We start from the raw sequence: 22412 nt of genomic DNA, 5'->3' as shown, positions 1-22412 counted from the left end.
CCTACTCGCCGCGCAGCATCGCGGCCCGGTGGCGGGAGACAAATTCCTGGTAGGTGTCGATGCCGCGGAACTGCAGGATGGTATTGCGCACCGCCGCCTCGACCAGCACGGCAATGTTGCGACCAGCCACCACCTGAATCACCGCCTTGCGCACGGGCACTCCGAGCACGTCCTGGTACAGCGGCTCGTGTGGCATGCGGTCGTAGTCGCGCTCCATGGTCTCCTTGCGCACCAGGTGCACGATCAGCTGCAGGCGCATCTTGCGGCGCACCGCCGTCTCGCCAAAGATCGCCTTGATGTCCAGCAGGCCAATGCCGCGCACCTCCAGCAGGTTCTGCAGCAGCTCGGGACAGCGCCCTTCGACGCTGGTCTGGTTGATGCGGTAGAGGTCCACCGCATCGTCGGCCACCAGGCCATGACCACGCGAAATCAGCTCCAGCCCCAGCTCGCTCTTGCCCAGCCCGGACTCGCCCGTGATCATCACGCCCATGCCCAGGATGTCCATGAACACCCCGTGCATGGAGGACCGGTCGGCAAAGTGTCGCGAAAGGTAAGCGCGCAGCACATCGATGACAAACGCCGCCGGTTCGGGCGTCGCGAACATCGGAATCTGCGCGCGCTCGGCCATCGCCATCAGCGGATCGGGTACCGCCTGCGCGTCGGCAACGATCAGCACCGGTGGCTCCAGCGTCACGATGCGGGCAATGCGCCGGCGGTTGTCCTCGTCGCTGGGGCTGGTGAGATAGGCCATCTCCCGCTCGCCGAAGACCTGCACACGGTAGGGATGGATGTAATTGAGGTAACCGACCAGGTCGGCGCCCGAGCGGGCTTCGCGGATCGCGACCTCGTCAAAGCGCCGCTCCGACGCACCAAGGCCGGCAACCCATTGCCACTTCAGCGCATCGCGGTGGTCTTCGAAAAGAACGTCGGCACTGACAACGGTGGGCTTCATGGAGTGAAGGTGGAAGGGCCAGCCGCCGGGCCACCCCAAGGCAGGCCCAGCCCCCTCGGGGGGCAGCGACCCGCGCAGCGGTGGAGCGTGGGGGTCAGCAAGTCCTACGCAGCCGCGTGGGCCGACTGCCAGCCAGTGATGAGCGCGTGCAGCGCTGCCGCATCGGTGGAATTTTTCATCTGTTCGCGCAGCTGGCTGTCACTCAGCAGTTCGGCGATTTCAGACAGGATTTCCAGGTGCTTCTGCGTCGCCGCCTCGGGCACCAGCAGGAAAATCATCAGCTGCACCGGCTGTTCGTCGGGTGCATCGAAACCGATCGGGTTGGCCAGCTGGAACACGGCCGCCAGCGGCTGCTTGAGCCCCTTGATGCGACCATGCGGAATCGCCACGCCATGGCCCAGTCCGGTCGAACCCAGGCGTTCGCGGGCAAACAGGCTGTCGGTGATCAGCGCCCGGTTCAGACCATGCAGCGTCTCGAACAGCAGCCCAGCCTCTTCAAAAGCGCGCTTCTTGCTGGTCGCATCGACGCCGACGAGCACTTGCGTGGCGGGCAAAATCACGGATAGTCGGTTCATTGGGGCCTCTTCGGAGCGCAAATTATGCCGAGTTGCCGGTACTTGCCTAGACAGCAGGCACAAAAAAGCCGCTTGACTTTCCAAGCGGCTTATTGCATCGCAGCAAGCCCGCCGAACCAGCGGCGGGCCGCACCGGGGTTCACATGAGGCGTTTGGCCGAATCGTGGTGGTGGTCCTGGGCCTTGTCCTTGTAGCGCAGCACCTGGCGATCCAGCTTGTCGGCCAACTCGTCCACGGCGGCATACAGATCGGAGTGAGCGCTTTCGGCGAACAGGTCCTTGCCCTTGACGTGAATGTTGCACTCGGCCTTCTGGCGCATGTCCTTTTCTTTCAGATTGTCTACTGTCAGCAGCACCTTGATGTCGACCACCTGGTCGAAGTGTCGGGAGATGCGTTCTAGCTTGGTAGTGACGTAACCGCGCAGGGCGGGCGTGACCTCAAGATGGTGACCGCTGATCGTCAGGTTCATAAAAGAGCCTCCTTATGCTCCGGGTTGACACAAGCCGCCGGGGGCAGACCCCCTGCGGCCGAGGGGATGTCTTGAGCCCACTATGCCCACGAAATCGCCGGGGCGCAAGCCTGCACTGCAGCAATGGGCATAAACGCGAACCAAGGCACTCACACAGGGGTTGGCGGTGCAGTCGAACGAACGACCGGCGCGCCACACGCACCATTTTCTCGCCTCAGCCGACCACTGTCAGGCGGCTCGTCCAGCGAGGCGCCGCAAAGGCCAGTCGCGAGGCCAGCGCCGCCGTCACCGCCCCGCGACCATCGGCACCGATCACCAGCACCTGCCGCAGGTCCAGCCGTTCGGCCAGTGTCCGCCACCCGCCCGGGCCAGCCACCAGCAATGCCGTCGCAGCCGCATCGGCAAAGGCGGCCGAAGGATGCAACACGGTCACGCTCACCAGACCGGGTGCGGGTTCGCCCAGGCGCGGATCGATGATGTGCGTCATGCGCTCGCCGTCGAGCACGCGAAACCGTTCGTAACTTCCTGAAGTCACCACGGCTTCGCGCTCGTGCGTCGCCACCAATGCCACCAGACCCTCGCCCTGCGGGTCGCGAATGCCGATCTGCCAGGGCCGCCCGCCAGCGCTGCCCCGGGTCGCCAGATTGCCGCCCAGATTCACCACGGCGTCGCGCACCCCGTGCTCCGCCAGCCGGTCGAGCGCCTGGTCGATCGCCACGCCTTTGGCGATCCCGCCGAAGTCCAGACGCAACCACGGATGGTCGCAGCGCACCCGGTCGCCCTCGACCACGAGTTGCGACAGCGAAGGCGCTGCATGCCGCCAGGGTGCCAGCACCGCTGCCGATGGCCGTTGACCGGGCCGCATCACGTCGTCGTGGAAGCCCCATGCGCCCACGATGCCACCGATGCCGGCGTTGAACAGGCCACCCGTGCGCCGCTCCATCACCTGCGAGAGCCGGATCAGCGCCAGCAGGTCCGGCGCCACCCGCTCGCTGCGCCCCTGGACCAGCGCCGCGTTCAGACGACCGAGTTCGCCGGGCTTCCAGGCATTCCATTCGCGGTTCAGCCGTTCCAGCCCCGCCATCGCGGCGTCCACCGCACGGTCGGCCGCCACAGCCCCTCCGCGTGCGGGACGAACGATGACGTCCGCAGGGGAGCCAAACATCGGGCGCGTGCGGCGCAGGGGCGCGTCGGCCTGCGCACTGTCAAACGGCCAGACCACCGCCCCGGCCAGCGCGCTGAGCGCGTTGCGGCGAGACAGCATCCCGACAGCGGTACCTTGCCTCATGAGCGCCTTCAGAAGCGCAAGCGCTCATTCTGCAAGGCCTGGCAGACGCGCTCGAGTTCGCCCGCCAGAAGGGGCACGATGCGGTCGAGCGCGGCCAGCTCGCCCTGACGACCCAGCCGCTCGATCTCCAGGCACAGGCCCGACATGTGGTGGGCCCCGATGTTCTGCGTCGACGAAAGAAGGCGGTGCGCCGTACGCGCCAGGTGCGCCGCATCGCCCGCGTGCAGGTCTTCGCGCAGGGCCTGCAGGTGCAGGGGAGCGTCGGCAACGAACATGTCGATGACCTCGCGCACCAGACCCGGCTGGCTGTCGTCCTGCATGCTGCGCAGGTGGTCCAGCCGGCGCCCGTCCAGCACCACGCGCCGACCCTCGGCCGCATCGACCGACTGGGCACGTGCAGACGCACCGGCCATGGCCGCGGCCAGTTGTTCCATGTTGATCGGCTTGGCCACGTAGCCGTCCATGCCGGCGGCGATGTAGGCCTCGCGGTCGCCGGGCATCGCGTTGGCGGTCATCGCCACAATGCGCGGCAGCCCCCCCGGCTGGCGCCGCTGCACGATCCAGCGCGCCGCCTGCAGGCCGTCCATCTCGGGCATCTGGATGTCCATCAGCACCACGTCGTATTCCTGGCGCTCGACCGCGTCCAGTACCTCCAGCCCGTTGGCCACCACGTCGGCGCGGTAGCCCAGGCGCTGCAGCAGCCGCAGGGCCACGCGCTGGTTCACCGCGTTGTCTTCGGCCACCAGCACCCGCAGCGGCAGGCCTTCCAGCGGCATGGGCAACGAGTCTTCCACCGGCAGCATCGGCGGTGGCAGCGAGCGTTGGCCCTGCAACACAGACTGCAAGGTCTCGAACAGCTGGCTGGCCTTGATCGGCTTGGAAAGGTAGGCCGCGAGGTCGGCGCCGTGCGTTTCCTGCAGGGCCTGCCGCTGCCCCAGCGATGTCAGCATCACGATCGGCAGTTCGGCCGCGCTGAGCTGGCGCCGGATGCCGGTGGCCAGGCCGATGCCATCGATGCCGGGCATGCTCATGTCCAGCACGGCCACGTCGTAGCGCTCGCCGTGCCGGATGCGGTCCAGCGCCTCCAGCGCCGACGGCAGGGTCGAGGGCACCATCCCCCAGAGCAGCGCCATGCGCGTGAGGATGCGGCGGTTGGTGAGGTTGTCGTCGACGATCAGCAACCGCTTGCCCGCCAGCAGCGGCACGTCGCGCTGAAGGAACTCGGGCGCGGCACCCTGTTCCGCCACCCGCACCAGCACGGCAACCTGGAACAGCGAGCCATGCCCCGGCTCGCTCTGCACCGACACCGAACCGCCCATGAGTTCGGCAAGCCGCTTGCAGATCGCCAGTCCCAACCCCGATCCGCCGTACTTGCGTGTGGTCGAGGCGTCGACCTGGCTGAACGACTGGAACAGACGCGGCAGGTGTTCGGCCGCGATGCCGATGCCCGAGTCCTGCACCGAGAAGCGGATGCGGTGGAAATTGGCATCGACCGGTTCGCCCTCGACCGCCACGAAGACCTCGCCCTGGTGGGTGAACTTCACCGCGTTGGACAGCAGGTTGACCAGGATCTGGCGGATGCGGGAGGCGTCGCCGACCAGCGCCTCGGGCGTGCCATCTTCGATCATGTAGGCCAGGTTCAGGCGCTTCTCCAGCGCGCGTGGTGCCACCAGGTCCAGCGAGTCTTCGACGCAGCGGCGCAAGTCGAACACCTGCTGCTCGATCTCCAGCTTGCCGACGTCCGCCTTGGAGTAGTCGAGGATGTCGTTGATGACATCCAGCAGGGTCTCGCCGCTGGCGCGGATGGTGCGCGCGAAATCGCGCTGGTCCTCCGACATCGGCGTTTCCAGCAGCAGCGTGGTCATGCCGATCACCGCGTTCAGGGGGGTGCGGATCTCGTGGCTCATGTTGGCCAGGAACAGGCTCTTGGCGCGCGCAGCCGCCTCGGCCTCCGACTTGGCGCGTTCGAGCGCCAGCGACTGCTGGTGGCTCTCGGTCACGTCGGTCACCGTCCCCAGCGAACCGATCACCTCGCCTCCGGCATCGCGGCTGTGCACCGCGCGGCCCATGACCCAGATTTCGTCGCCATCGGGCCGCAGGAAGCGGTACTGAAGCTCGAACGCCTCGTGCGCCTTCACCGACGCGTACCAGGCCACCTGCACCCGGCCCCGGTCGGCCGGATGCACCGCCCGCAGCCAGCCGCCGCCCGAGGCCTCGAGCAGCGTCATTCCCGCCATTTCACTCCAGCGATCGTTGACGTAGACAAACATGCCGCGCGAATCGGTCTGGAAGATGCCGACCGGCGCGGTCGCCGCCAACTCGCGAAAACGGGCTTCGCTGCGCGCCAGCGCACGCGTGGCCTGGCGCGACTCGCTGACGTCGCGCAGGATCGCCGCGAAGAACATTTCGCCGTCGAGTTCGACATGCGAGATCGAAGCCTCGGCGTCGAACAGGCTGCCGTCGGCCCGGCGGCCCTGGATGTCGCGGCGTTCGGCCATGCGACGCGCCGGCATCGGTGACGCGCCGAAGCGGCGCAGGTGGGCCGCGTGTGCCGCGCGCGCCTGCTCCGGCAGCAGCAGTTCCAGCGGTTGCCCGATCACCGCCGACAGCGGATACCCGAACGCGCGCTCCGCGCCCTCGTTGAACAGCACGATCTTCTGCTGCGCGTTGGTCACGATCACCGCGTCGTCCGCGATGGCCAGCAGGCGCGTCAGCAGCGGGCCGAAATTCTTCGGCCCCAGCGCGGTGAGCAGCGAGCGGTCCATCCGGGTGCGCGCGTCCATGGCCTGGCGTCCTATGGTCGACTCAGGAAGGCTTGATCCGCGCCACGCCGCCGTAGCTGCCGACCCACAGCGTGCCGTCGGCCGTGGTGGTCATCGAGAACACCACGTTGTTGAACAGACCGTCTTCGGTCGTCAGCTTCTGGGTGAACTTGCCGTCGACCATCTTGGCCAGGCCGTTGTTGGTGCCGATCCACATCTGCCCCTTGGGGTCGGTGTAGAGCATGAACACATGGTTGCCCGGCAGCCCTTCGGAAACGGTGTACTGGGTCCACTTCTGGCCGTCAAAGCGCGAGAGGCCGCCACCCCAGGTGCCGGCCCAGACCGCGCCCTGCGCGTCGACCGCCAGCGAGACGATGTAGTTGGGGTTGTAGGCGACGTCGATCTTCTCCAGGCCCATCTCCTGCTTCTGCTTGGCATGGTGCTCGGAGACCTTGGAGGGATCGGTGTTGTACTGGATGTGGCCCTTGACGCGCTCGTAGTCGGCGCCCAGGCCCTTGGCGTGGTTCCAGTTGTCCCAACGACCCTGGTTGAAGCGCGCCAGCCCGCCTTCGGTGCCGAGCCAGATCTCGCCGTTCTTGCCCTCGGCCAGGCCGTACACCCAGTCGTTGGGCAGGCCGCCCTTGGTGTTCTCAACCGTGTACAGCTCCCACTTGGAGCGGTCCTTGAGGTCGCCGCCGCGCACCCGGTTCACGCCCGACCAGGTAGCAATCCAGAGGTCACCGTTCTTCGCCTTGAGCACGTCGTAGACAAAGGCATCGCCCAGACCTTCGGGGATGTTGTAGGTGTCCCACTGCTGCGACTTCGGGTCCAGCAGAGACAGGCCGCCGCCGTACGTGCCCAGCGCGATGCGGCCGTCGACCTTGCTGACGTGGAACACGCCGTTGGAGAGCAAGCCAGACTGGGTGTCGAACAGCTTGTATTCGTCGGTCTTCGTGTCGTAGCGCACCGCGCCGCCGGAGGTGCCGACCCAGACCAGGTCGCCGTCGACGAACAGGCGCTTGACGTTCTTGTTGCCGACACGGAAATGGGTGAACTTCGACGACGGGTCTGAGGCCACCTTGCCTTCGCGCTGCGGCGCGGCGGCCGCGACCGGCGTGTGTCCTTCGGGCAGCGCCGGCTGCGCCTGGGCCAGCTTGGCAGGCTCGGCAGCCGGTACGGCATTCTGGCGACCGAGCTGGTAGGCGCCGGCCAGTGCGGTCCCCAGCGCGATGGCGGTGACGCCGGCGATGCGCAGGCTGATGGCCATGGGATGTCCTTTCATGGATTCTCGTCAGCGGGTGATGCGGGCCACGCCCTTGCGCGTGCCGACCCACACATCGCCATCGGGCGCGACGGCGATCGCATAGACGTTGCGTTCGAGCAGGCCTTCCTTCATGCCGAAGTTCTTCCAGCCCTTGCCGTCGTACCGCGAGAGGCCGTTGTTGGTGCCGAACCAGAGCGCGCCGTCGCGGTCCTGCGCCACGCTGTAGACGATGTTGCCGGCCAGGCCATCCTTGGCGGTGAGGTTGGTCCAGGCCTTGCCGTCCCAGTGCGCGGCGCCGCCGCCCCAGGTGCCCGCCCAGATGCTGCCGTCCTTGGCGCTCAGGATGGAGAAGGTGTAGTTGGGGTTGTAGGTCGCCGGCCCGTCGGCGCTGACCGAGAGATCGTGGCGGGAGCGCGTGCCCAGCCCGGTGTTGCTGCTGAACGGCAGGTTGTCGCTGTTGGGCGCGCCCAGGCCGTCCTTGTGGGTCCAGCTCTTCCAGGCCTTGCCGTCGTACATCGAGACACCACCCTCGGTGCCGAACCACACCCGGTCCTGCGCATCCACCGCGATGCCGTAGACCCACTCGTTGACCAGCTCCTTGACGTAGGTGGTGAACTTGCCGGTCTTGCCGTCGACCTTGTTCACGCCGGCCCAGGTGCCGATCCAGAAGTCGCCGCTGCGCTGTTCGCCGAACGAGTAGATCCAGTAGTCGGCCAGCCCGTGCATCGGGAAGAAGGTCTTCCACTGGCCATCCTTGTAACGCGAGACTCCGCCAGCATTGGTACCGAACCACTTGTTGCCCTTGCGGTCCAGCCCGATCGCGAACACATACTCGTTGGCCAGGCCTTCCTTGCGGGTGAAGGTGTTGCGCAGCTTGCCTGACACCAGATCGACCTCGTGCACGCCCGCCGAGGTGCCGACCCACAGCGCGCCGCGCGCGGGCTCGACCGTCAGGGCGCGCACATACACGGAGGCTCCGGCGTCGAACACTTCCTTGACGCGCCAGTTGGCGGTCTGCGACCAGGCCAGCGATGTCCCGCCGAGCAGGCCCAGCGCGAGCACGGCGGTGGCGGTGCGGCGCGTGCTCATCGCAGCGTGCGCAGGTGCGCCACGATGTCCAGCAGGTCGCGGTCCCGCAGCAGGCCCTGGTAGGCCGGCATCGCGCCTTTGCCCGTTCGGATGGATTGCAGAAGGGTCATGTCGGGCTTGAGAAGTGCAGTGGGTTGGGAAAAGTCGGGCGCGCCGACCATCTGCGGGCGGCCGTTCGCGCCGTGGCAGCTGGCGCAGTGCTGGCGGTAGAGCGTGGCGCCCTGCATGACGTCGGCCGCATGGGCAACCTGGATCAGCAGCAGACCCAGCGCGATCGCGCCGATCGAACGGCCAAGGCGCTCAGCCGATTTCGGGAAACGCGCGCGCACGGCGTTCCCGAGTTTGGAAATCGCGCCCCGTGCGGACGTGGCGGCACCGACCTTCCGCGACCGCAGAAGACCCGTCTCAAACGTGCTGTTGGTGCCACCGTCGACCCGCATCATGGGGTCGTGGGTAGCGATTTCTGTGCCAGTGGCTACTGGCCGGCGGAAACGGTCTGGAACTCTTCGAGCTTGCGGTACAGACTGGACAGACCGATGCCCAGGCGCTGGGCCGCGAGACGGCGGTCACCGCCCGCGTCGTCGATCGCGCGCTGGATCAGCGATATCTCGAAGCGGCGGACCCGCTCGCGCAGGCCGACTTCCTGCCCGGGGCCCTCGGTCAGCGGCGCTGGTGCGGAAGCAGAGGCCACCCGGGAGACTTCGGGCGGCAGGTCTCCGGGGCGGATGCAGCCGCCGTCGGCCAGGATCGTGGCGCGGTGCAGCACGTTCTCCAGCTGGCGCACGTTGCCGGGCCAGTCGAACGCGGTGAGCATGTCTTCGGCCTCCGGGTCGAGGGTCAGCGGCTGCCCGGCGCCCGAAGCCATGCCCCGCTGCGCCATCAGGTGACGCAGCAGACCGGGAATGTCGGCGCGCCGCTCGCGCAGCGGAGGCATCGGAATCTGGAACACCGAGAGCCGGAAGAACAGGTCCTCGCGGAACCGGCCCGAGGCCACCATCGCCGGCAGGTCGCGGTTGGTCGCGGCGATGATGCGCACGTCGATCTTGCGGCTCTGCTCGGAGCCCAGCGGCCGAACCTCCTTGGCTTCGAGCACGTGCAGCAGCTTGGTCTGCATCGGCAGTGGCAGCTCGCCGATCTCGTCGAGAAAGATGCTGCCGTGGTCGGCCTGCGCGAACAGGCCGCGGCGCGCGCGGTCGGCGCTGGTGAAGGCGCCCTTGGTGTGGCCGAACAGTTCGCTCTCGATCAGGTTCTCGGGAATCGCGCCGCAGTTGACCGCCACGAACGGGCCGTCGCGCCGCATCGACAGTTCGTGGATGCGGCGGGCCGTGACGCCTTTGCCGGTGCCGCTCTCCCCGGTGATCAGCACCGTGCTGTCGGTGGGGGCGACACGGCCGGTCAGCCGCTCGGTGGCCTGCATCGCGGGTGACGAAAACCGGAACGCATCCTGCCCTCCGCCCATGACCAGATTGCGCAGCGCACGGTTCTCTTCCCGCAGGCCGCGCACCGCATCGAGCTGTTCGAGGCGGTGCAGGATCTCTTCGTTGCGGACCGGCTTGGTGATGTAGTCCCAGGCACCGGCCTTGATCGCGTCGATGGCCGAGTCGACCGACGCAAATGCGGTGACCATTATGAAGGTGGCGGCGTGACCCTTGGCGCGGGCCTGACGCAGCAGCTCGATGCCATCGGTGACCGGCATGAAGACATCGCTGAGCACCACGTCGTAGGTGGCCTTCTCCATCATCGAGAGCGCCTCGCCGGCCGAGCCGGCGGCCTCCACCATGTAGCCGGCTTTGCGGATGGCAGCGGACAGAACCTGTCTGATGGCTGGCTCGTCGTCCACGACCAGCACATTCAATTCGGGCATCGCTCTCATCCTTGTTCAACCTCCCTGACTGGAAGGGAGCGTCAGTCTAATGTTCAGTACCGGACCTTCGCCTTGACCCAGCGCAAACCGCCCCCCCAGCGATTCCAGATTCGCTTGCGTCAGCAACATCACCCGCTGCACGTCGGGCTGGGAAAAGTCCAGCCGCACCGGAAACGTCAGCAACATCTCGATACCTTCCGCCACCGGTCGCGTCTGCACGCGCACCGGCGTGGCGGCCACACCCTGCGCGGCCAGCGCCTCGCAGCCCAGCGCCACCAGCTGCATGAGCACCTGCTGCACGGTCGACGCCGGCACCCGCACCGCAGGCAGCTGCGTCGAGAGGTCCTGCTCGAAGCGGAAGTGGCGGTAGCGCTTGTCGTAGCCCATGAACTGCAGCGCCTTGCGCACCAGGGCATTGAAGTCCACCCAGTCGAACTCGGAGGCTTGCGGCGCAGCCAGCAACGCGAGATTGCGCGCCGCCATCGCAGCGCGCTGGGTCTGGTCGAGGATGGCCTGCGCCACCGCATTGACGCGGGCCGCAGGCACATCGCCTTCGGTCGCGAACAGTTCCTGCGCCGCGCCGGAGATGGCCGCCAGCGGGTTGTTGACCTCGTGCGCGACGCCGGCGGCCAGCGCCGCCACCGCCTGCATCTTGTCTTCGTGCGCGCGCCGCTCGGTGTCGACCTCGATGCGCTTCTCGCGCTCGTCCAGGTCGATCGACATGCGGTTGACCGCCTCCATCAGCCGGCCGAGCTCGTCCTCGCGCGCCACGGGCAGCATCACGCCGCGGCTGCCGTGCACGATGTGCAGCGCGTGCGATTCGAGCGAGCGGATGTCGCCCGTCAGGCGCGCGAAGAACCACGCCACCAGCGCCCCGAACACCGCGATGCCGGCCAGCGACAGCAGCAGCGATTCGATCGTCACCGCGTCGTACTGGCGCTGGTAGGCCTGCGTGAGTTCCTCGCGCTGGATGGCCAGGCTCTGGCGCCGGATTTCCAGCATCTCGGATGCGCGCCCCAGCGACTCGCGCAGGTCGATCCAGTTGGCCCGCACCGGGTGCTCACGCAGAGCCGTGTAGCTGCGCGCGATGCTCCGCTGCAGCAGGGTGTACGCGGGGTCGAATTCGTCCAGCGCGTCGAACAGCTTGGCGCAGGACTCCATGTACAACGTCAGCTCGGAAGGTGGCTCGATGTTGTCGTTGCCCGCGTTGCTGGCGATGCTGACGTCGACCTGTGCGCTGTTGACAGCTGCCTCGGTCAGTGCAAGTGCCTTGTCGTGGCGCGAGACCTGCTGCAGCGTCTGCATGCTGTCGTATATCTTGGAGCGCTCGAAGGCCACGAACACCGCCGAGCCCAGCAGGAAGGCCATGAGCGCCACCGTGGCCGCCAGGCCTTTGGCGCGCAGCGATTTGCGCGCAGGCAGGGGCACCGGAACACCGGACGCATCACCCGGCATCACGCTCGACCTTGAAGGGGTGTGGCACAGCGTTTGCGTCGCCGCCCCCCAGCCCCTGGAGAACACCCATGTCGATCACCCGTCACCTTGTTGCCTTGTGTCTGGTCCTGTTCATTATCCCTGTGCATGCCGATGTGCTGCAGGACGGACAGGAGGCCATCCACCGCAAGGACTACCCCACCGCCATCCGCCTGCTGGAGCCCCTGGCCCGGGCGGGCAATGCGCAAGCCCAGCTGCGCATGGGCCTGCTGCACTACCACGGCCACGGTGTCCGCGAGAACGATGCCCAGGCACTGGCCTGGTTCGAACAGGCGGCACGCCAGGGACTGGCAGAAGCACAGTTCCATCTAGGCAATATGTATGCCTACGGCCTGGCCGATCCGGGTCCCGGCGCCGACCCTTCGCGGCTGGCCGCGCAGTGGTATTTCGAGGCCGCGCGGCAGGGGCACGCCGATGCGCAATACAGCCTGGGCATCCTGTTCCTTACCGGCACCGGACTGGTCCAGAACCAGACCGAAGCAACCCGATGGATCGAACGCGCCGCCAAACAGGGCCATGCCGACGCGAGCGCCTACCTGCAGGGCAAGCGCTGAGCGCGCTCAGAGCGGCTTCTTGAAGCTCACCGCACCGCGGATCTTGCCGACCAGCAGGCCGGCCCCCTTGTCCTGCGGATAGTCGTGGGCCAGTTCGTTGCGGATCGACGCGGGAATCTGGTCGGCCGTGCCGTGGCACTGCACGCAGATCGGCTGCATCGGCAGCGCCTTCATGTAACGCAGGTATCTGCCGGTGGGCTCGGTGACCACCTCCGCGTGATCGATCGTGTCGCCGCGTTCGCCCTGGGCCAGCCGCTGCTCGAAGCCCAGCAGCGTCCTCTGCTCCCAGACATCGGCGGAGGCCAGCGACGGGTTGCGCGGCGACAGGCTCACCCGCGTGACCCTTGCGCCGTACTTGCGCGAGATCGCCGACGAGATTTCCGGCACCGTGTACTTGCAGACCACGATCGCCCGCAGCGGACCGCTGGCCTCGATCGCCTTCACCAGTTCGCTGCCCACGCCGCTGACCAGTTCGGCCGATGCCTTGCGGGCTTCGTCGAGACCGGCGCGCGGCACCTCGTCGGCCCAGGACAGCCCCGCCAGTGCCCAAAGGATGAGGCCACCGCCCCACCGGCGCCACCGCTGCACCGCGGTGTCACAAGACCTTGATTTCATGGGGGTGATTGTGGGGGAAGACACCCACCTCGGGGCAAATGCCCCACCGCGCCGGGCAAGCGAAATGCCCCATGCCGCGCTCAGGGCTGAACGCGGTCGATGACGATCGCCACACCCGTGCTGCCGGGGGTGATCGGCCCGGTCTGACCCACCAGGTCACCGGCGTGCGGCGTCGCGTCGCCGCTGTGCGAGATGCGCGCGCTGACCGTGACCTGCCCGAACCCGGAGAGGCGCAACTCGGGCGCCATCGCCATGCTGTCGTCCAGCGCAAAGGCACGCGGCCAGGCGCCGACCGGCTGGCGGAAGATCGCCAGTGGCATGCGCGGCCCCTGCACCGCACGGGCAAACACAAACAGCGTGTCGCCCGGCGCGATCTGCGCCGCCAGGGCCGGTGCGATGCGCACCTCGCCCACAATCTTGCCGGCGCCTGCCACCGCTGCGGAGGTGCCCGCCGGCGTGGGCGACGCGGCGGTCGACGGGTTCGCAGCCATCGCAGGCGCAGCGCCAGCGCCACCACCTTCGAGCTGCACTGCCTGCGCCACGCTGCCACGCACCGAACGCGCGATCTCCGAATCGGGCGGCACCACGGCGATCAAGCGCTCCCAGTAGGCCCGCGCGCTGGCGTAGTCGTGGGCCTCGAAGGCCACGCTGCCGGCCAGGGCCAGCGCCTTCACGTGCTTCGGGTCGATGTCCAGCGCCTTCTGCACCAGCTGCGCGGGTTCGCCGGCCAGCCGCTTGCCCTGCGCCATGCCCAGCACATCGGCGAAGTCCGCCAGCAGCGTCGGATCCTCCGGCACCAGGGCGATGGCGCGGCGGAAGGCGATCACCGCGTCGGGATAGCGGCCCAGTGCGGTGTACGAGCGGCCCAGCATCATCCAGCCCTCGACGTCGTCGGGCTGCGACTTCAGGCGTTGCGCGAGATTGGCCACCATGCCTTCGATCTGCTCGGCGGTCACGCTGTGTTTGCCCCCTTGCGCGGGGGCTTTGGCCTGCACCGAGGCGGCCGCATCGCCGATGGCCTGCGGGTCACCAAGATAGAGATAGGTCGACACGCTGCCCAGCGGCAACAGCAGCGCCAGCGCCCAGGCGGTGCGCCGCGCCGGCGCCAGCACGGCGTTGCCGGAAAGCGCAGGGCCGGTCTCTTCCAGCACGCGCCGCTGGATGTCTTCGCGCGCCTGCGCCATCTGTCCGGGCGGCAACAGGCCTTCTTCCAGGTCGCGTGCCGCTTCGCCGATCTGGTCCCGGTAGATCGCCAGATTGACATCGGCCGCCTGCAATGCCGCGCCGGGCCAGCGCGGCTTCCACAGCGCGGGCAGCAACATCAGCAGCGCACCCAGCAGCAACAGCGCCACCACGCTCCAGAACACCATCATGTCCGGCCCCTCCCCCAGGATCGGGAAATTTTTCCCGGAACCGGGAAGGCGAGACGGTCCGGATTCCGGGATTGGGAAAGTGGTCCGGCCGCAGAGGACCAGCGGCGCAACGGGGGCATCGGGATCATGCGGACTTAAAGCAAGTTCACTGCCACGCGCACGCCCTCAAGGGCCCTTCGGCGCCGGTGTCGAGGCGGGTTGCGGCCGCAGCTGCGACTCCCATTCCCAGAGCGCGGAACGGGCCTTGGCCAGGTGGCTCTCGCTCTCGTGGCGCGCGAGGTGCAGGTAGCTGCGCATGGCGCCCATGGCCAGCTCCAGATCGTGTGCCGCCTCGTGGCTCAGCGCCAGGCCGTAGTAGGCGTTGGCCTGATTGGGCCGCAGATCGATCGCGCGCTCGAAGGCGCGGCGGGCCTCAGCGGGCTGCTCCAGACCGAGCAACGCAAAGCCCAGGTTGACGTGCGCTTCGGGCATGTCGGGTGCGAGCTCGAACACGCGCTCCAGCGCCTGCACGGCCTTGGCGTGCTGACGGGCGTGCAGCAGCACCACCGCTTCGTCGAAGCGGCGATGGAGTTCGTCCGGCGGCGTGGCCTCGCTGGCCGGAGCCACATCGCCCGGTGTGAGCAGCTGCGGCGCATGCGTTGCCGGCCAGTGCGCGATCCACGCACCGCCGCCAACCACCATCGCCACCGTCAGCAGCACGCCCACGGCCCGCCGGTCCAGTTTCGCGAAACGTGCCATCTCAGACCGCTCCCTTGTGTGGCGCGGTCGAGAAGAACGGCACGCCAAAGAACGTGAGGAAGGCCAGCACGAACACGCCCGCCAGCCAGGCGCCAAACACCGCCGGACGAGGCCGCACGGTGGCGCGTGCATGCAGCGCAACGGCCAGTGCCAGCCAGCTCAGGAAGGCCCAGGTCTCCAGCGGGTCCCAGGCCCAGTAGCGGCCCCAGGCGTCCTGCGCCCACACCGCACCGACGATCAGCATCAGCGTGTCGAACACAAAGGCATAGGCGGCGAAGCGGTGCGCCAGTTCGTCCAGCCGCCGGTCGTCGGGGACGCCCATGAAGAAGCGCAGCCCCGCCACGCTCTGCCGCAACACCGGCACGCTGCCCAGCGCCACCGCCACCAGCAGCAGCCCCAGGTAGAGCTTGCCGACCACGGTGTGCAGATACAGCAGCGGCGTGTCGTAGGTGGCGGGCAGATGTCCCGCTCCCGGGTTCGACATCGGCAGCCACAGGCCCAGCACCAGCAGCACCGGCAGCGCCCCCACGACCACCGAACGCACCTCGCGCACCGCCCACCACGCCAGCAGCAGCACCAGGCTCAGGCTCCAGAGGTTGCTGCTGAGGATCTCGTGCAAGGTGGTGAAGGGACCATGCCCGAGCCGGTCCCAGCGCAGCGCCAGCGACAGCGTGTGCAGCAGCAGCGCCACCGCCAGCGCGAGTGCGCAGGTCTGCTGGCGCCGCGTCGGCTGTGTGGTCGGACCACCGGCGAACGCCAGCGACGCACCGAGCGCATAGACGCCGAGCGCGCCCCAGAGCAGGGTGATGTCCAGCGCCGTCTCAGGCATGTTCCGCTCCCCGGCCGGCCGACAGCACCGGCGACGAAGGCGCCTGCACCGGGCTGCCACCGAAGAAGCGCTGCGTGTAGTGCCAGGCGAGCGACATCGCCGCCACCAGGGCTGCCGCCAGCAGCCACGGCAGCGTCGGGTCGTAGGTCACGCGATAGCCCATCCAGCTTCCCAGCCTTTCGTAGACCAGGGTGCCGCCGGCGACCTCGACCCGCTGCCCCGGCGCCAGCTCGCTGCGCTGGTCTCCCACCCGCAGCACCAGGCGGTGGTGTTCGGGCAGTCGGAACTCCGAGGCCCTGGCGGGATCGAGGAGCTGATCGTCGAACTGCAGCATCACCCAGGCCACGGTGCCCCCGGGCAGAGTCCACTCGCGCGACTGCCGCAGCTCGTGCATGGGGAAGCTCGGCAGGTGCACCGCGCCGCTGACCGCCTCGCCGTCCTTCGGCAGCCAGGTGAGCAGTGGCGCGAAGCCCTTGTTGGGACTGGTGTAGATGCGGTAGCCGTCCAGCACCAACGGTCGGTGGTCGCCGATCACGGCGCTCTGCTCGCGGCCCTCGCCGTCCCGCCAGGTCACGGTGTTGCGCGTGGCGCCGCGCTGGCGGCCCGGCGCGTAGTGAATCTCGAAACCGCCGTGGCGGAACTGCAGGCGCGAGAGGTGGTCGCGGTGCAGCGGCCCGGAGCGCGCTTCGATCAAGCCGTCGAACGGCAGGCCCTGCGTGAGTTCGAAGCGCCCGTCCAGCGCGGTCAGGCGCCCGATCACCACCAGCACCACCACGGCCAGCAGCGCCAGGTGCGCGACCAGCAGCGGCAACTGGCGACGGAACGCCGGATGCAGCACCAGCGCCGCCAGGAGGTTGATCGACAGCAGGCCCAGAGCGACCGCCAGCGCCGGCACCAACACGCCGCCGCCCACCAGACCGGCCGCGACAGCGACGGCCAGCAGCCCCATGCAGACCAGTGTGGTACGCAGCGATCCGAAATGCGCCAGCGTGCGGCGCTGCAGCGTCGGGGTGGTCATGGCGGGTTGGAACAGACGTTCTTCATCCAGTCCTTGCCACTGTTGGTGTCGTTGCCACCGGTGCCGAAGGTGGTGGCCGAGTTGTTGGAGCCACAGTTGGTGTCGGTCCAGTTGCCGCTGGTGGCGAAGGTGCGCACCTTGAGCTTGGAATTGAGGTAGTACGGCCCCTGGTTGTAGGCCTGCGTGGGTGCACTGATGCGGTACTCCTCGTTGCCGGCGCGACCGACCTCGGGGCCGACGTCGTTGAGGTTGACCAGCAGCGCCTTGTTCTTCCACCCGTGCGGCACCGCAGCGTGGCACCAGTTGCAGCGGATGCGGCCGATCTTGTCGAAATGGAAGGCGTGCAGGTTGCCCTTGCCGCTGGGCTGGAAGAAGCCGGTGGTGCCGCCGCCGTCCTTGGTCGAGTAGGTGTTGGCGTCGTGGCACTTGAAGCACAGCGGGTTGGCCGCGGCGTTGTTGCCTGCACCGACCGCGTTGTTCCAGTTGCCCTTGAGCAGGAAGTTGTTGGTCGAGCCGTGCGGCCCCCAGGGCGTGCCGTTGTCGCCGCCCGCGGGCACGGCCGTGCCGTCGGGGGTATTGGCGCCATGGCAGTCGCTGCAGTACATGGTCTGGCTGCCGACGGCGTTGCCCCAGGGCGCTCGGAAGGCGCTCGCGCTGGCGCCGCTGCGCCCGGTCACGTCCATCACCGGGTGCCAGGAGCGGTGATTGCCGGTCGTGTAGTTGCTGCCCGATCCGCTGTTGCCGCTGGTGGCGTCACCGCGGTGGTTCACCGGGGCCTGGAACTCGCGCGCCTGGTTGGTGTAGCTGGTGAGGTTGTTGGTGCCGGAGGCGGTGCCGCCCGAGGTCGCCCCCAGCGCGGGCGGCGTGGTGCCGTAGGCGTAGTTCGAGTGGCACTTGAGGCAGATCTGGTATTCGCGCGTCACCCAGGGGGACGTCACCGCCGTGCTCGTGCTGGCGCCCGGGTCGCCGCGCTTGATGGTGAAGCCCGAGGGGTTGTCCTGGAACGAGGTGGAGCCGTACACCGGCTCGACGCCCCAGCCGCCGCGCAGCACACCCGAGGCGATGTTGGTGTGGGTGTAGCCGGTGGTCTCGTCGTGGCGGTGCGTGCCGGCCGCATCGGGCGCACTGCCAAGCCCCGAGGCGCCGCCGGTGAAGCTGCGGAACTTCACCACGCGGTGCGGGTTGTGGCAGTCGGTGCACTCCGCATGTCGCTGCGCCAGCTTGGCACGCGACTCGATCATGTCGGCGCCGCAGCGGTTGGTCGGGCTGTTGCAGTCGAGAGCGCCATCGGTGAAGTTGCCGCCGATGTCGTGCACTTCCTCAGTGGTGCCGCCCTGGTCGCTGGTGGTCAGCGGCATGTGGATCGGCGAGCTGAATTCGCTTTCGATGTTGGGGACCTGGGTCACCGAAGCCAGCGCCGAGTTGGCGCCGGTGGTGTGGCACTGGAAGCAGGTCTTTTCCTGCGCCGGGTTGCCGCCCTGGCGCGGCGCCAGCGGGCTGCCCGGCGGCAGCGGCGCGTCGGTGCCTTCGCGGGTCAGGCGGCGAGCGCCCTGCACGGTGTGGGTGTCGTGGCAGTTCAGGCAGGCGGCCTTCCAGACCGGCGTGCCGTTGGGGAACTCGCGCAGCGCCGCTGCCGTGTCCTTGTAGGTTTCGTCGGCGACTTCGGGTCGCGCGTGCGCCGACAGGGCCCAGACGGCCGCACCCTGATTCTTGTCGTGGCAGGAAAGGCAGTTGATGTCGGTCGCGACGTTGTGCGTATTGGTCGGCGCCGCCTCCTGGAAACGCTGCGCGCGCAGGAACTTCTGGTTGCCCTTGGACGGATCGAGCTCGCGGATGTGCGGGTCGTGGCAGGTCGCGCATTGCACCTGGCCCGCGCCGCCGTTGCCGGTCATCTCCAGCGGCAGCATCGGCTTGTAGCCGGGCACGCGGATGCCGACCACGGTGCCGGTGGTGGCGGGCCAGCGCTGCGCTGCGTCGACCGGCCGCATCTCGCCGTCGCGTGCCGCCAGCGCGCTGCTGAAGGTGACCGAGATCGGGTGGTCATTGCGCAGGTCGGTGCCGATGAAGCGCGTGAAGCCGCTCTGCACGCCTTCGCCCGCCGGCATCACGCCGCCCGGGCCGGTGCCGGTCATGGGAATGCTGATGTTGGACCTGCCGTTGAGCACGTTGACGTTGCCGATCGCCAGCGTCCCGTCATGGCAGGAAAGGCAGAGCTTGGAGCTGCCGCCGGGCTGGCTGTTGAAGCCGTCGGCGATGGCTTGCGCGTCCAGCGTCGACGAGGTGTAGGGCGTGTAGGTCGCGCCCGAGGGCACGCGGCGGTTCCACAGCGGCGCGCGCAGTGGTGCGCCGCCCTGGTCGCTCTGGGTCGCGTTGTGTGGTGTGTGGCAGAACACGCAGACTTCGGTGGTCGCGCCGGCCGCGGCATGGGTGGTGCCGGGGCCGTTGGCCGACAGGTTGTGCCGCGTGCCGCGCACGTCGGAGATGCGTTGGGCCAGCGTGGGCGCGGCCACGAACAGCAGACCCGCGAGGAAGAGGAGCGCGGCCGCCAGCCGCCCGCTGCGCATCAGCCGCCTCCCAGGAACTGGAACAGCACGACACGGCCGTTGAACATGTCGGCCACGTGCACGCGGTTGCGGCCGTCGACCCAGACACCGGCCGGCAGGTAGAAGCGGCCGGTCGCGGTGCCGGTGCCGCCGATGGGCAGCAGGAACTCGCCCCGCGGCGAGAACACCAGCAGGCTGTCGTAGTAGGACTCGACCACGTAGACATTGCCTTCGCCATCGACCGCCACGCCCTTGGGCCGCACCAGATCGCCGAGGAACAGGCCACGCGAGCCCAGGCGCCGGTTCCAGCCGCCGGTCTCGGGGTCGTAGACCTGCACGCGGCTGTTGAGCGTGTCGGTCACGTACAGCGCGCCATTGGCGAAGACCATGTGGGTCGGGAAGTTGAACTCGCCCATGCCCTCGCCACGCCGGCCCAGCACGCGCACCTGCTGGCCCTGCGCATCGAACACCTTGATGTCGTGGGCATAGGTGTCGGCCACGTAGAGGTCCCCGGTGCGCGGGTCGCGCGCCAGCCCGGTCGGCCGCTGCAGCCGGCCCCGCCCGATCACACCCTGCGGCTCGCCGCGTGCATCCAGCCGCACCACCACGCCCAGGTCGGCATCGGCCACGAACAGCGCGCCGTCCGGTCCCACCGCCAGGCCCGAGGGCGCGACAAAGCGCGTCAGCGGTTCGGCGTATTCCCACACCAGCAGCTCGCCGCGCTTTTCGTCGAAGACGAACACGGCCTGCCGGCTGGTGTCGCTCACAAACAGGCGGCCGTCACCGTCGCCCGTCAGGCCCGAAGGCCGTTGCAGCACCAGCGGTGCATCGGGTTTTTCGTCCAGCCCCGCCAGCCAGCGGCCGACCGAGCGCAGGCTGCCCGGATCGGCGGCGGGTGTGCGGAAGTTCGGCTCGCCGACCAGGGTGCCGCTGTAGAGGAAACGCGGCACCTCGGGCGCCGCGGGCCACATCAGGCGTTGCCCTTCGGGCGCGTCGGCCATGCCGTAGTGCATCTGCCCGCGCACCGGGCCGACGTCTGCACAGGCGGCCAGTTGGCCCAGCGCGACGAGGAGCCACAGCGACCACAGACGGCGCAGGAGATTCATGGCCGCGCCTCCTGCACCCGCAGCAACACGACCTGTCCACCCAGACGGTCGGCCACGGCGAGCCCGCGCTCGTCGGCCGCGATCGCCGCAGGCTGTCGCACGCGCAGGGCACTGGCTCCGAACGCCTGGACCGGCGCCCCTTCGCGCAGCAGCACGATGCGGTGGTCCTGCCCGTCCAGCACCCAGACCCGCCCGCGCGTGTCGGCCGCGATCGCCACCGGCTGTTTGAGCACGCCCGCACCCAGGCTCGCCAGCACGCGGCCACCGCGGTCGACGCGGTGGACCAGGCCTGCGCGCTTGTCGAGCACCCAGAGCAGCGAACCGCCTGCGGCCATCGCGTCCACCGCGATGGACCGGCCTTCGGCCGACAAGGGCCGCACCGGCAAGGCCAGACCACCACCCGCGCGCAGTTCCAGCCACTGGCCCAGCCCCGCGTCGGCCAGCAACACGGTCGCACCCAGGTCGGCCAGCGCGATGCCCGACGCTGCGGCCAGATCGGCACCAGGCCGGAAGGTCTGCAGCACGCGGCCATCGCGCGCCAGGTGCCGCAGCGCGCCGCCCATGCCGTCCAGCACCCAGGCCGAGCGGTCGGGGGCAAGCGCCAGCGCGGTGGTCGGCGACACCGCCACACCGCCTTGCGGCACCAGCGCGCCCAGCATCAGGTCGATGCGCCAGAGCCGCTGTGTGCCGCTGTCGGCGACCAGCAGGTCCTGGTCCACCAGCGCCACGGCAGTCGGCGCGACCAGCTGGGCGAACGGCCCGGTGCCGGGCCGCACCGGCATGCCCAGTCCCGGCTCGGGCGCCGCCACGAAGCCGCCGTTGACGCTGCGCCAGGGCTGCAGCGAGACCTCGCCCGGCGCGGCCGGCGGTGGCGGTGCGGACACCGGCACGCCCGCGCAACCCAGCAGCGCGCAGGGCGCGGCCAGCAGCAGGCGGCGGGTGGCGGAGAACGTGGGCCGGGCGTTCATGGTGTCACCAGCGGCCCGGACCAGAGGTCTGGTTGTCGCCCTGGATGCCGGCGGGCGTACCGGGCTTTGCGGAGTGGCACAGGTCGCAGCGCTCCGGTCCCCAGGCAATCTGGCTGTTGTGGCACATGCCACAGAACTTGCCGTCGATGATGTCGCTCATCAGCACGTTGTTGGACCCGGCGCGCATCTGGAACCCCAGCTCCTGGTGACAGACCTTGCAGCGAAAGCGGATCCGGTGGAACCAGTGGGGAAACACCACCGGGCGCACGCCCTGCTTGTCCGAATGTTTGTTGAGTACCACGTCGCCGTACTCAGCATGAATCGTGCCCATCGGCAGGCACAGCGCCAGCAACAGCCACCACCCCGCGCGGCTCATGGCGCCGCCTTGCGCGGCAGGGCCGTGTTGGGCACGCTGTGGCAGCGGTTGCACTCGGTCAACGGGAAGGCCACCGCGCCGTGGCAGAGACCGCACTGCTCGCCGTTGAGGATGGCGACCATGCTGAACTTGTTGGCACCAATCTTGTCCTTGAACAGGCCGTTGTGGCAGTTGGCGCAGTCCAGCCAGAGCGTGTGCTGGCGGTGCGGGAACTTCACGGCCGGCATCGAGCCGTACTTGGAGACGATGATGTCCTGGTCAAGCACGCGGACCTTGGTCTCCGGAAAGAGGTTGGTGCGCGGGTTGATCGCCCCGCTCTCCAGCGCCTGCACCCAGCGCACCTTGTTGCCGGCGGTGTCGCGCGGCAGGGTCGCCAGCGCCTCGCCCGGTTGCTGCAGCACCGCGATGCCCGGACCGGCCGGGTCGTGCACGCCGTCCTTCTCGATCGGTGTCCACGGCGAAGGGCCGGCCGCCATGGCGACCGCCGCCACCAGCAGCAGCCCCGTCAGCAGCATCCGCAGGGACCACGCCATCC

Annotated in this window: 21 protein-coding genes; 1 reads left to right on the top strand and 20 read right to left on the bottom strand. The window is 68.8% G+C overall.

Annotated elements, in window-relative coordinates:
- Position 1: 1 nt before the first annotated feature.
- The 10 genes from hprK to ACLIJ1_RS22575 all read right to left on the bottom strand — a co-directional run bounded on the left by hprK (position 2) and on the right by ACLIJ1_RS22575 (position 11691).
- Positions 2 to 952, bottom strand: a complete 951-nt coding sequence (hprK, locus tag ACLIJ1_RS22620; protein ID WP_411367827.1) for an HPr(Ser) kinase/phosphatase — start codon at positions 950 to 952, stop codon at positions 2 to 4.
- 104 nt (positions 953 to 1056) lie between these two features.
- Entirely contained in the window at positions 1057 to 1527 is a 471-nt protein-coding gene (locus tag ACLIJ1_RS22615; RefSeq protein WP_411367826.1) for a PTS sugar transporter subunit IIA, read from the bottom strand.
- Positions 1528 to 1666: 139 nt separating this feature from the next.
- Positions 1667 to 1996: a ribosome hibernation-promoting factor, HPF/YfiA family gene (gene hpf, locus ACLIJ1_RS22610; protein ID WP_411367825.1), complete on the bottom strand. Its 330-nt coding sequence runs from the start codon at positions 1994 to 1996 to the stop codon at positions 1667 to 1669.
- A 214-nt stretch (positions 1997 to 2210) separates the two neighbouring features.
- Positions 2211 to 3260: an FAD:protein FMN transferase gene (locus tag ACLIJ1_RS22605; RefSeq protein ID WP_411367824.1), complete on the bottom strand. Its 1050-nt coding sequence runs from the start codon at positions 3258 to 3260 to the stop codon at positions 2211 to 2213.
- A 32-nt stretch (positions 3261 to 3292) separates the two neighbouring features.
- A complete protein-coding gene (locus tag ACLIJ1_RS22600) occupies positions 3293 to 6067 on the bottom strand; it encodes a response regulator (RefSeq protein ID WP_411367823.1) in 2775 nt (924 codons plus the stop codon).
- 22 nt (positions 6068 to 6089) lie between these two features.
- Positions 6090 to 7328: a two-component regulator propeller domain-containing protein gene (locus ACLIJ1_RS22595; protein ID WP_411367822.1), complete on the bottom strand. Its 1239-nt coding sequence runs from the start codon at positions 7326 to 7328 to the stop codon at positions 6090 to 6092.
- Between the two features lie 9 nt (positions 7329 to 7337).
- Entirely contained in the window at positions 7338 to 8399 is a 1062-nt protein-coding gene (locus tag ACLIJ1_RS22590; protein WP_411367821.1) for a two-component regulator propeller domain-containing protein, read from the bottom strand.
- Entirely contained in the window at positions 8396 to 8842 is a 447-nt protein-coding gene (locus ACLIJ1_RS22585) for a c-type cytochrome (protein WP_411367820.1), read from the bottom strand. The genes ACLIJ1_RS22590 and ACLIJ1_RS22585 overlap by 4 nt, the downstream gene beginning before the upstream one ends.
- A gap of 32 nt (positions 8843 to 8874) precedes the next feature.
- Entirely contained in the window at positions 8875 to 10263 is a 1389-nt protein-coding gene (locus tag ACLIJ1_RS22580; protein WP_411367819.1) for a sigma-54-dependent transcriptional regulator, read from the bottom strand.
- 15 nt (positions 10264 to 10278) lie between these two features.
- A complete protein-coding gene (locus tag ACLIJ1_RS22575; RefSeq protein ID WP_411367818.1) occupies positions 10279 to 11691 on the bottom strand; it encodes a HAMP domain-containing protein in 1413 nt (470 codons plus the stop codon).
- A gap of 95 nt (positions 11692 to 11786) precedes the next feature.
- Between ACLIJ1_RS22575 and ACLIJ1_RS22570 the strand changes: the two genes are divergently transcribed.
- A complete protein-coding gene (locus ACLIJ1_RS22570; protein ID WP_411367817.1) occupies positions 11787 to 12311 on the top strand; it encodes a tetratricopeptide repeat protein in 525 nt (174 codons plus the stop codon).
- A 6-nt stretch (positions 12312 to 12317) separates the two neighbouring features.
- On the opposite strand, the gene ACLIJ1_RS22565 is transcribed toward ACLIJ1_RS22570, so the two are convergent.
- From ACLIJ1_RS22565 to ACLIJ1_RS22520, 10 genes are all read right to left on the bottom strand, one after another.
- Complete coding sequence (locus ACLIJ1_RS22565; protein WP_411367816.1) at positions 12318 to 12926, bottom strand: DUF3365 domain-containing protein; 609 nt, start codon at positions 12924 to 12926, stop codon at positions 12318 to 12320.
- An 80-nt stretch (positions 12927 to 13006) separates the two neighbouring features.
- On the bottom strand, positions 13007 to 14299 hold the full coding sequence (ccmI, locus tag ACLIJ1_RS22560; protein WP_411367815.1) for a c-type cytochrome biogenesis protein CcmI: 1293 nt from the start codon (positions 14297 to 14299) through the stop codon (positions 13007 to 13009).
- Positions 14300 to 14464: 165 nt separating this feature from the next.
- On the bottom strand, positions 14465 to 15037 hold the full coding sequence (locus ACLIJ1_RS22555; protein ID WP_411367814.1) for a tetratricopeptide repeat protein: 573 nt from the start codon (positions 15035 to 15037) through the stop codon (positions 14465 to 14467).
- 1 nt (position 15038) lies between these two features.
- Entirely contained in the window at positions 15039 to 15866 is an 828-nt protein-coding gene (locus ACLIJ1_RS22550; RefSeq protein ID WP_411367813.1) for a cytochrome c biogenesis protein, read from the bottom strand.
- Positions 15859 to 16884: a hypothetical protein gene (locus ACLIJ1_RS22545; protein ID WP_411367812.1), complete on the bottom strand. Its 1026-nt coding sequence runs from the start codon at positions 16882 to 16884 to the stop codon at positions 15859 to 15861. The genes ACLIJ1_RS22550 and ACLIJ1_RS22545 overlap by 8 nt, the downstream gene beginning before the upstream one ends.
- Positions 16881 to 19448, bottom strand: coding sequence for a hypothetical protein (locus ACLIJ1_RS22540; protein ID WP_411367811.1), 2568 nt, complete (start codon positions 19446 to 19448; stop codon positions 16881 to 16883). Before ACLIJ1_RS22540 ends, ACLIJ1_RS22545 begins: the two co-directional genes overlap by 4 nt.
- Complete coding sequence (locus ACLIJ1_RS22535) at positions 19448 to 20533, bottom strand: 6-bladed beta-propeller (protein ID WP_411367810.1); 1086 nt, start codon at positions 20531 to 20533, stop codon at positions 19448 to 19450. Before ACLIJ1_RS22535 ends, ACLIJ1_RS22540 begins: the two co-directional genes overlap by 1 nt.
- Entirely contained in the window at positions 20530 to 21501 is a 972-nt protein-coding gene (locus ACLIJ1_RS22530) for a hypothetical protein (RefSeq protein WP_411367809.1), read from the bottom strand. The genes ACLIJ1_RS22535 and ACLIJ1_RS22530 overlap by 4 nt, the downstream gene beginning before the upstream one ends.
- Positions 21502 to 21505: 4 nt before the next feature.
- Entirely contained in the window at positions 21506 to 21877 is a 372-nt protein-coding gene (locus ACLIJ1_RS22525; RefSeq protein WP_411367808.1) for a c(7)-type cytochrome triheme domain-containing protein, read from the bottom strand.
- Entirely contained in the window at positions 21874 to 22410 is a 537-nt protein-coding gene (locus ACLIJ1_RS22520) for a c(7)-type cytochrome triheme domain-containing protein (protein WP_411367807.1), read from the bottom strand. Before ACLIJ1_RS22520 ends, ACLIJ1_RS22525 begins: the two co-directional genes overlap by 4 nt.
- Positions 22411 to 22412: the final 2 nt, after the last annotated feature.

This window comes from Hydrogenophaga sp. RWCD_12 (genome assembly GCF_046604225.1).
GTDB lineage: Bacteria > Pseudomonadota > Gammaproteobacteria > Burkholderiales > Burkholderiaceae_C > Hydrogenophaga.
The sequence above is the reverse complement of the archived record's forward strand: the minus strand, read 5'-3'. Positions and strand labels throughout refer to the sequence as shown.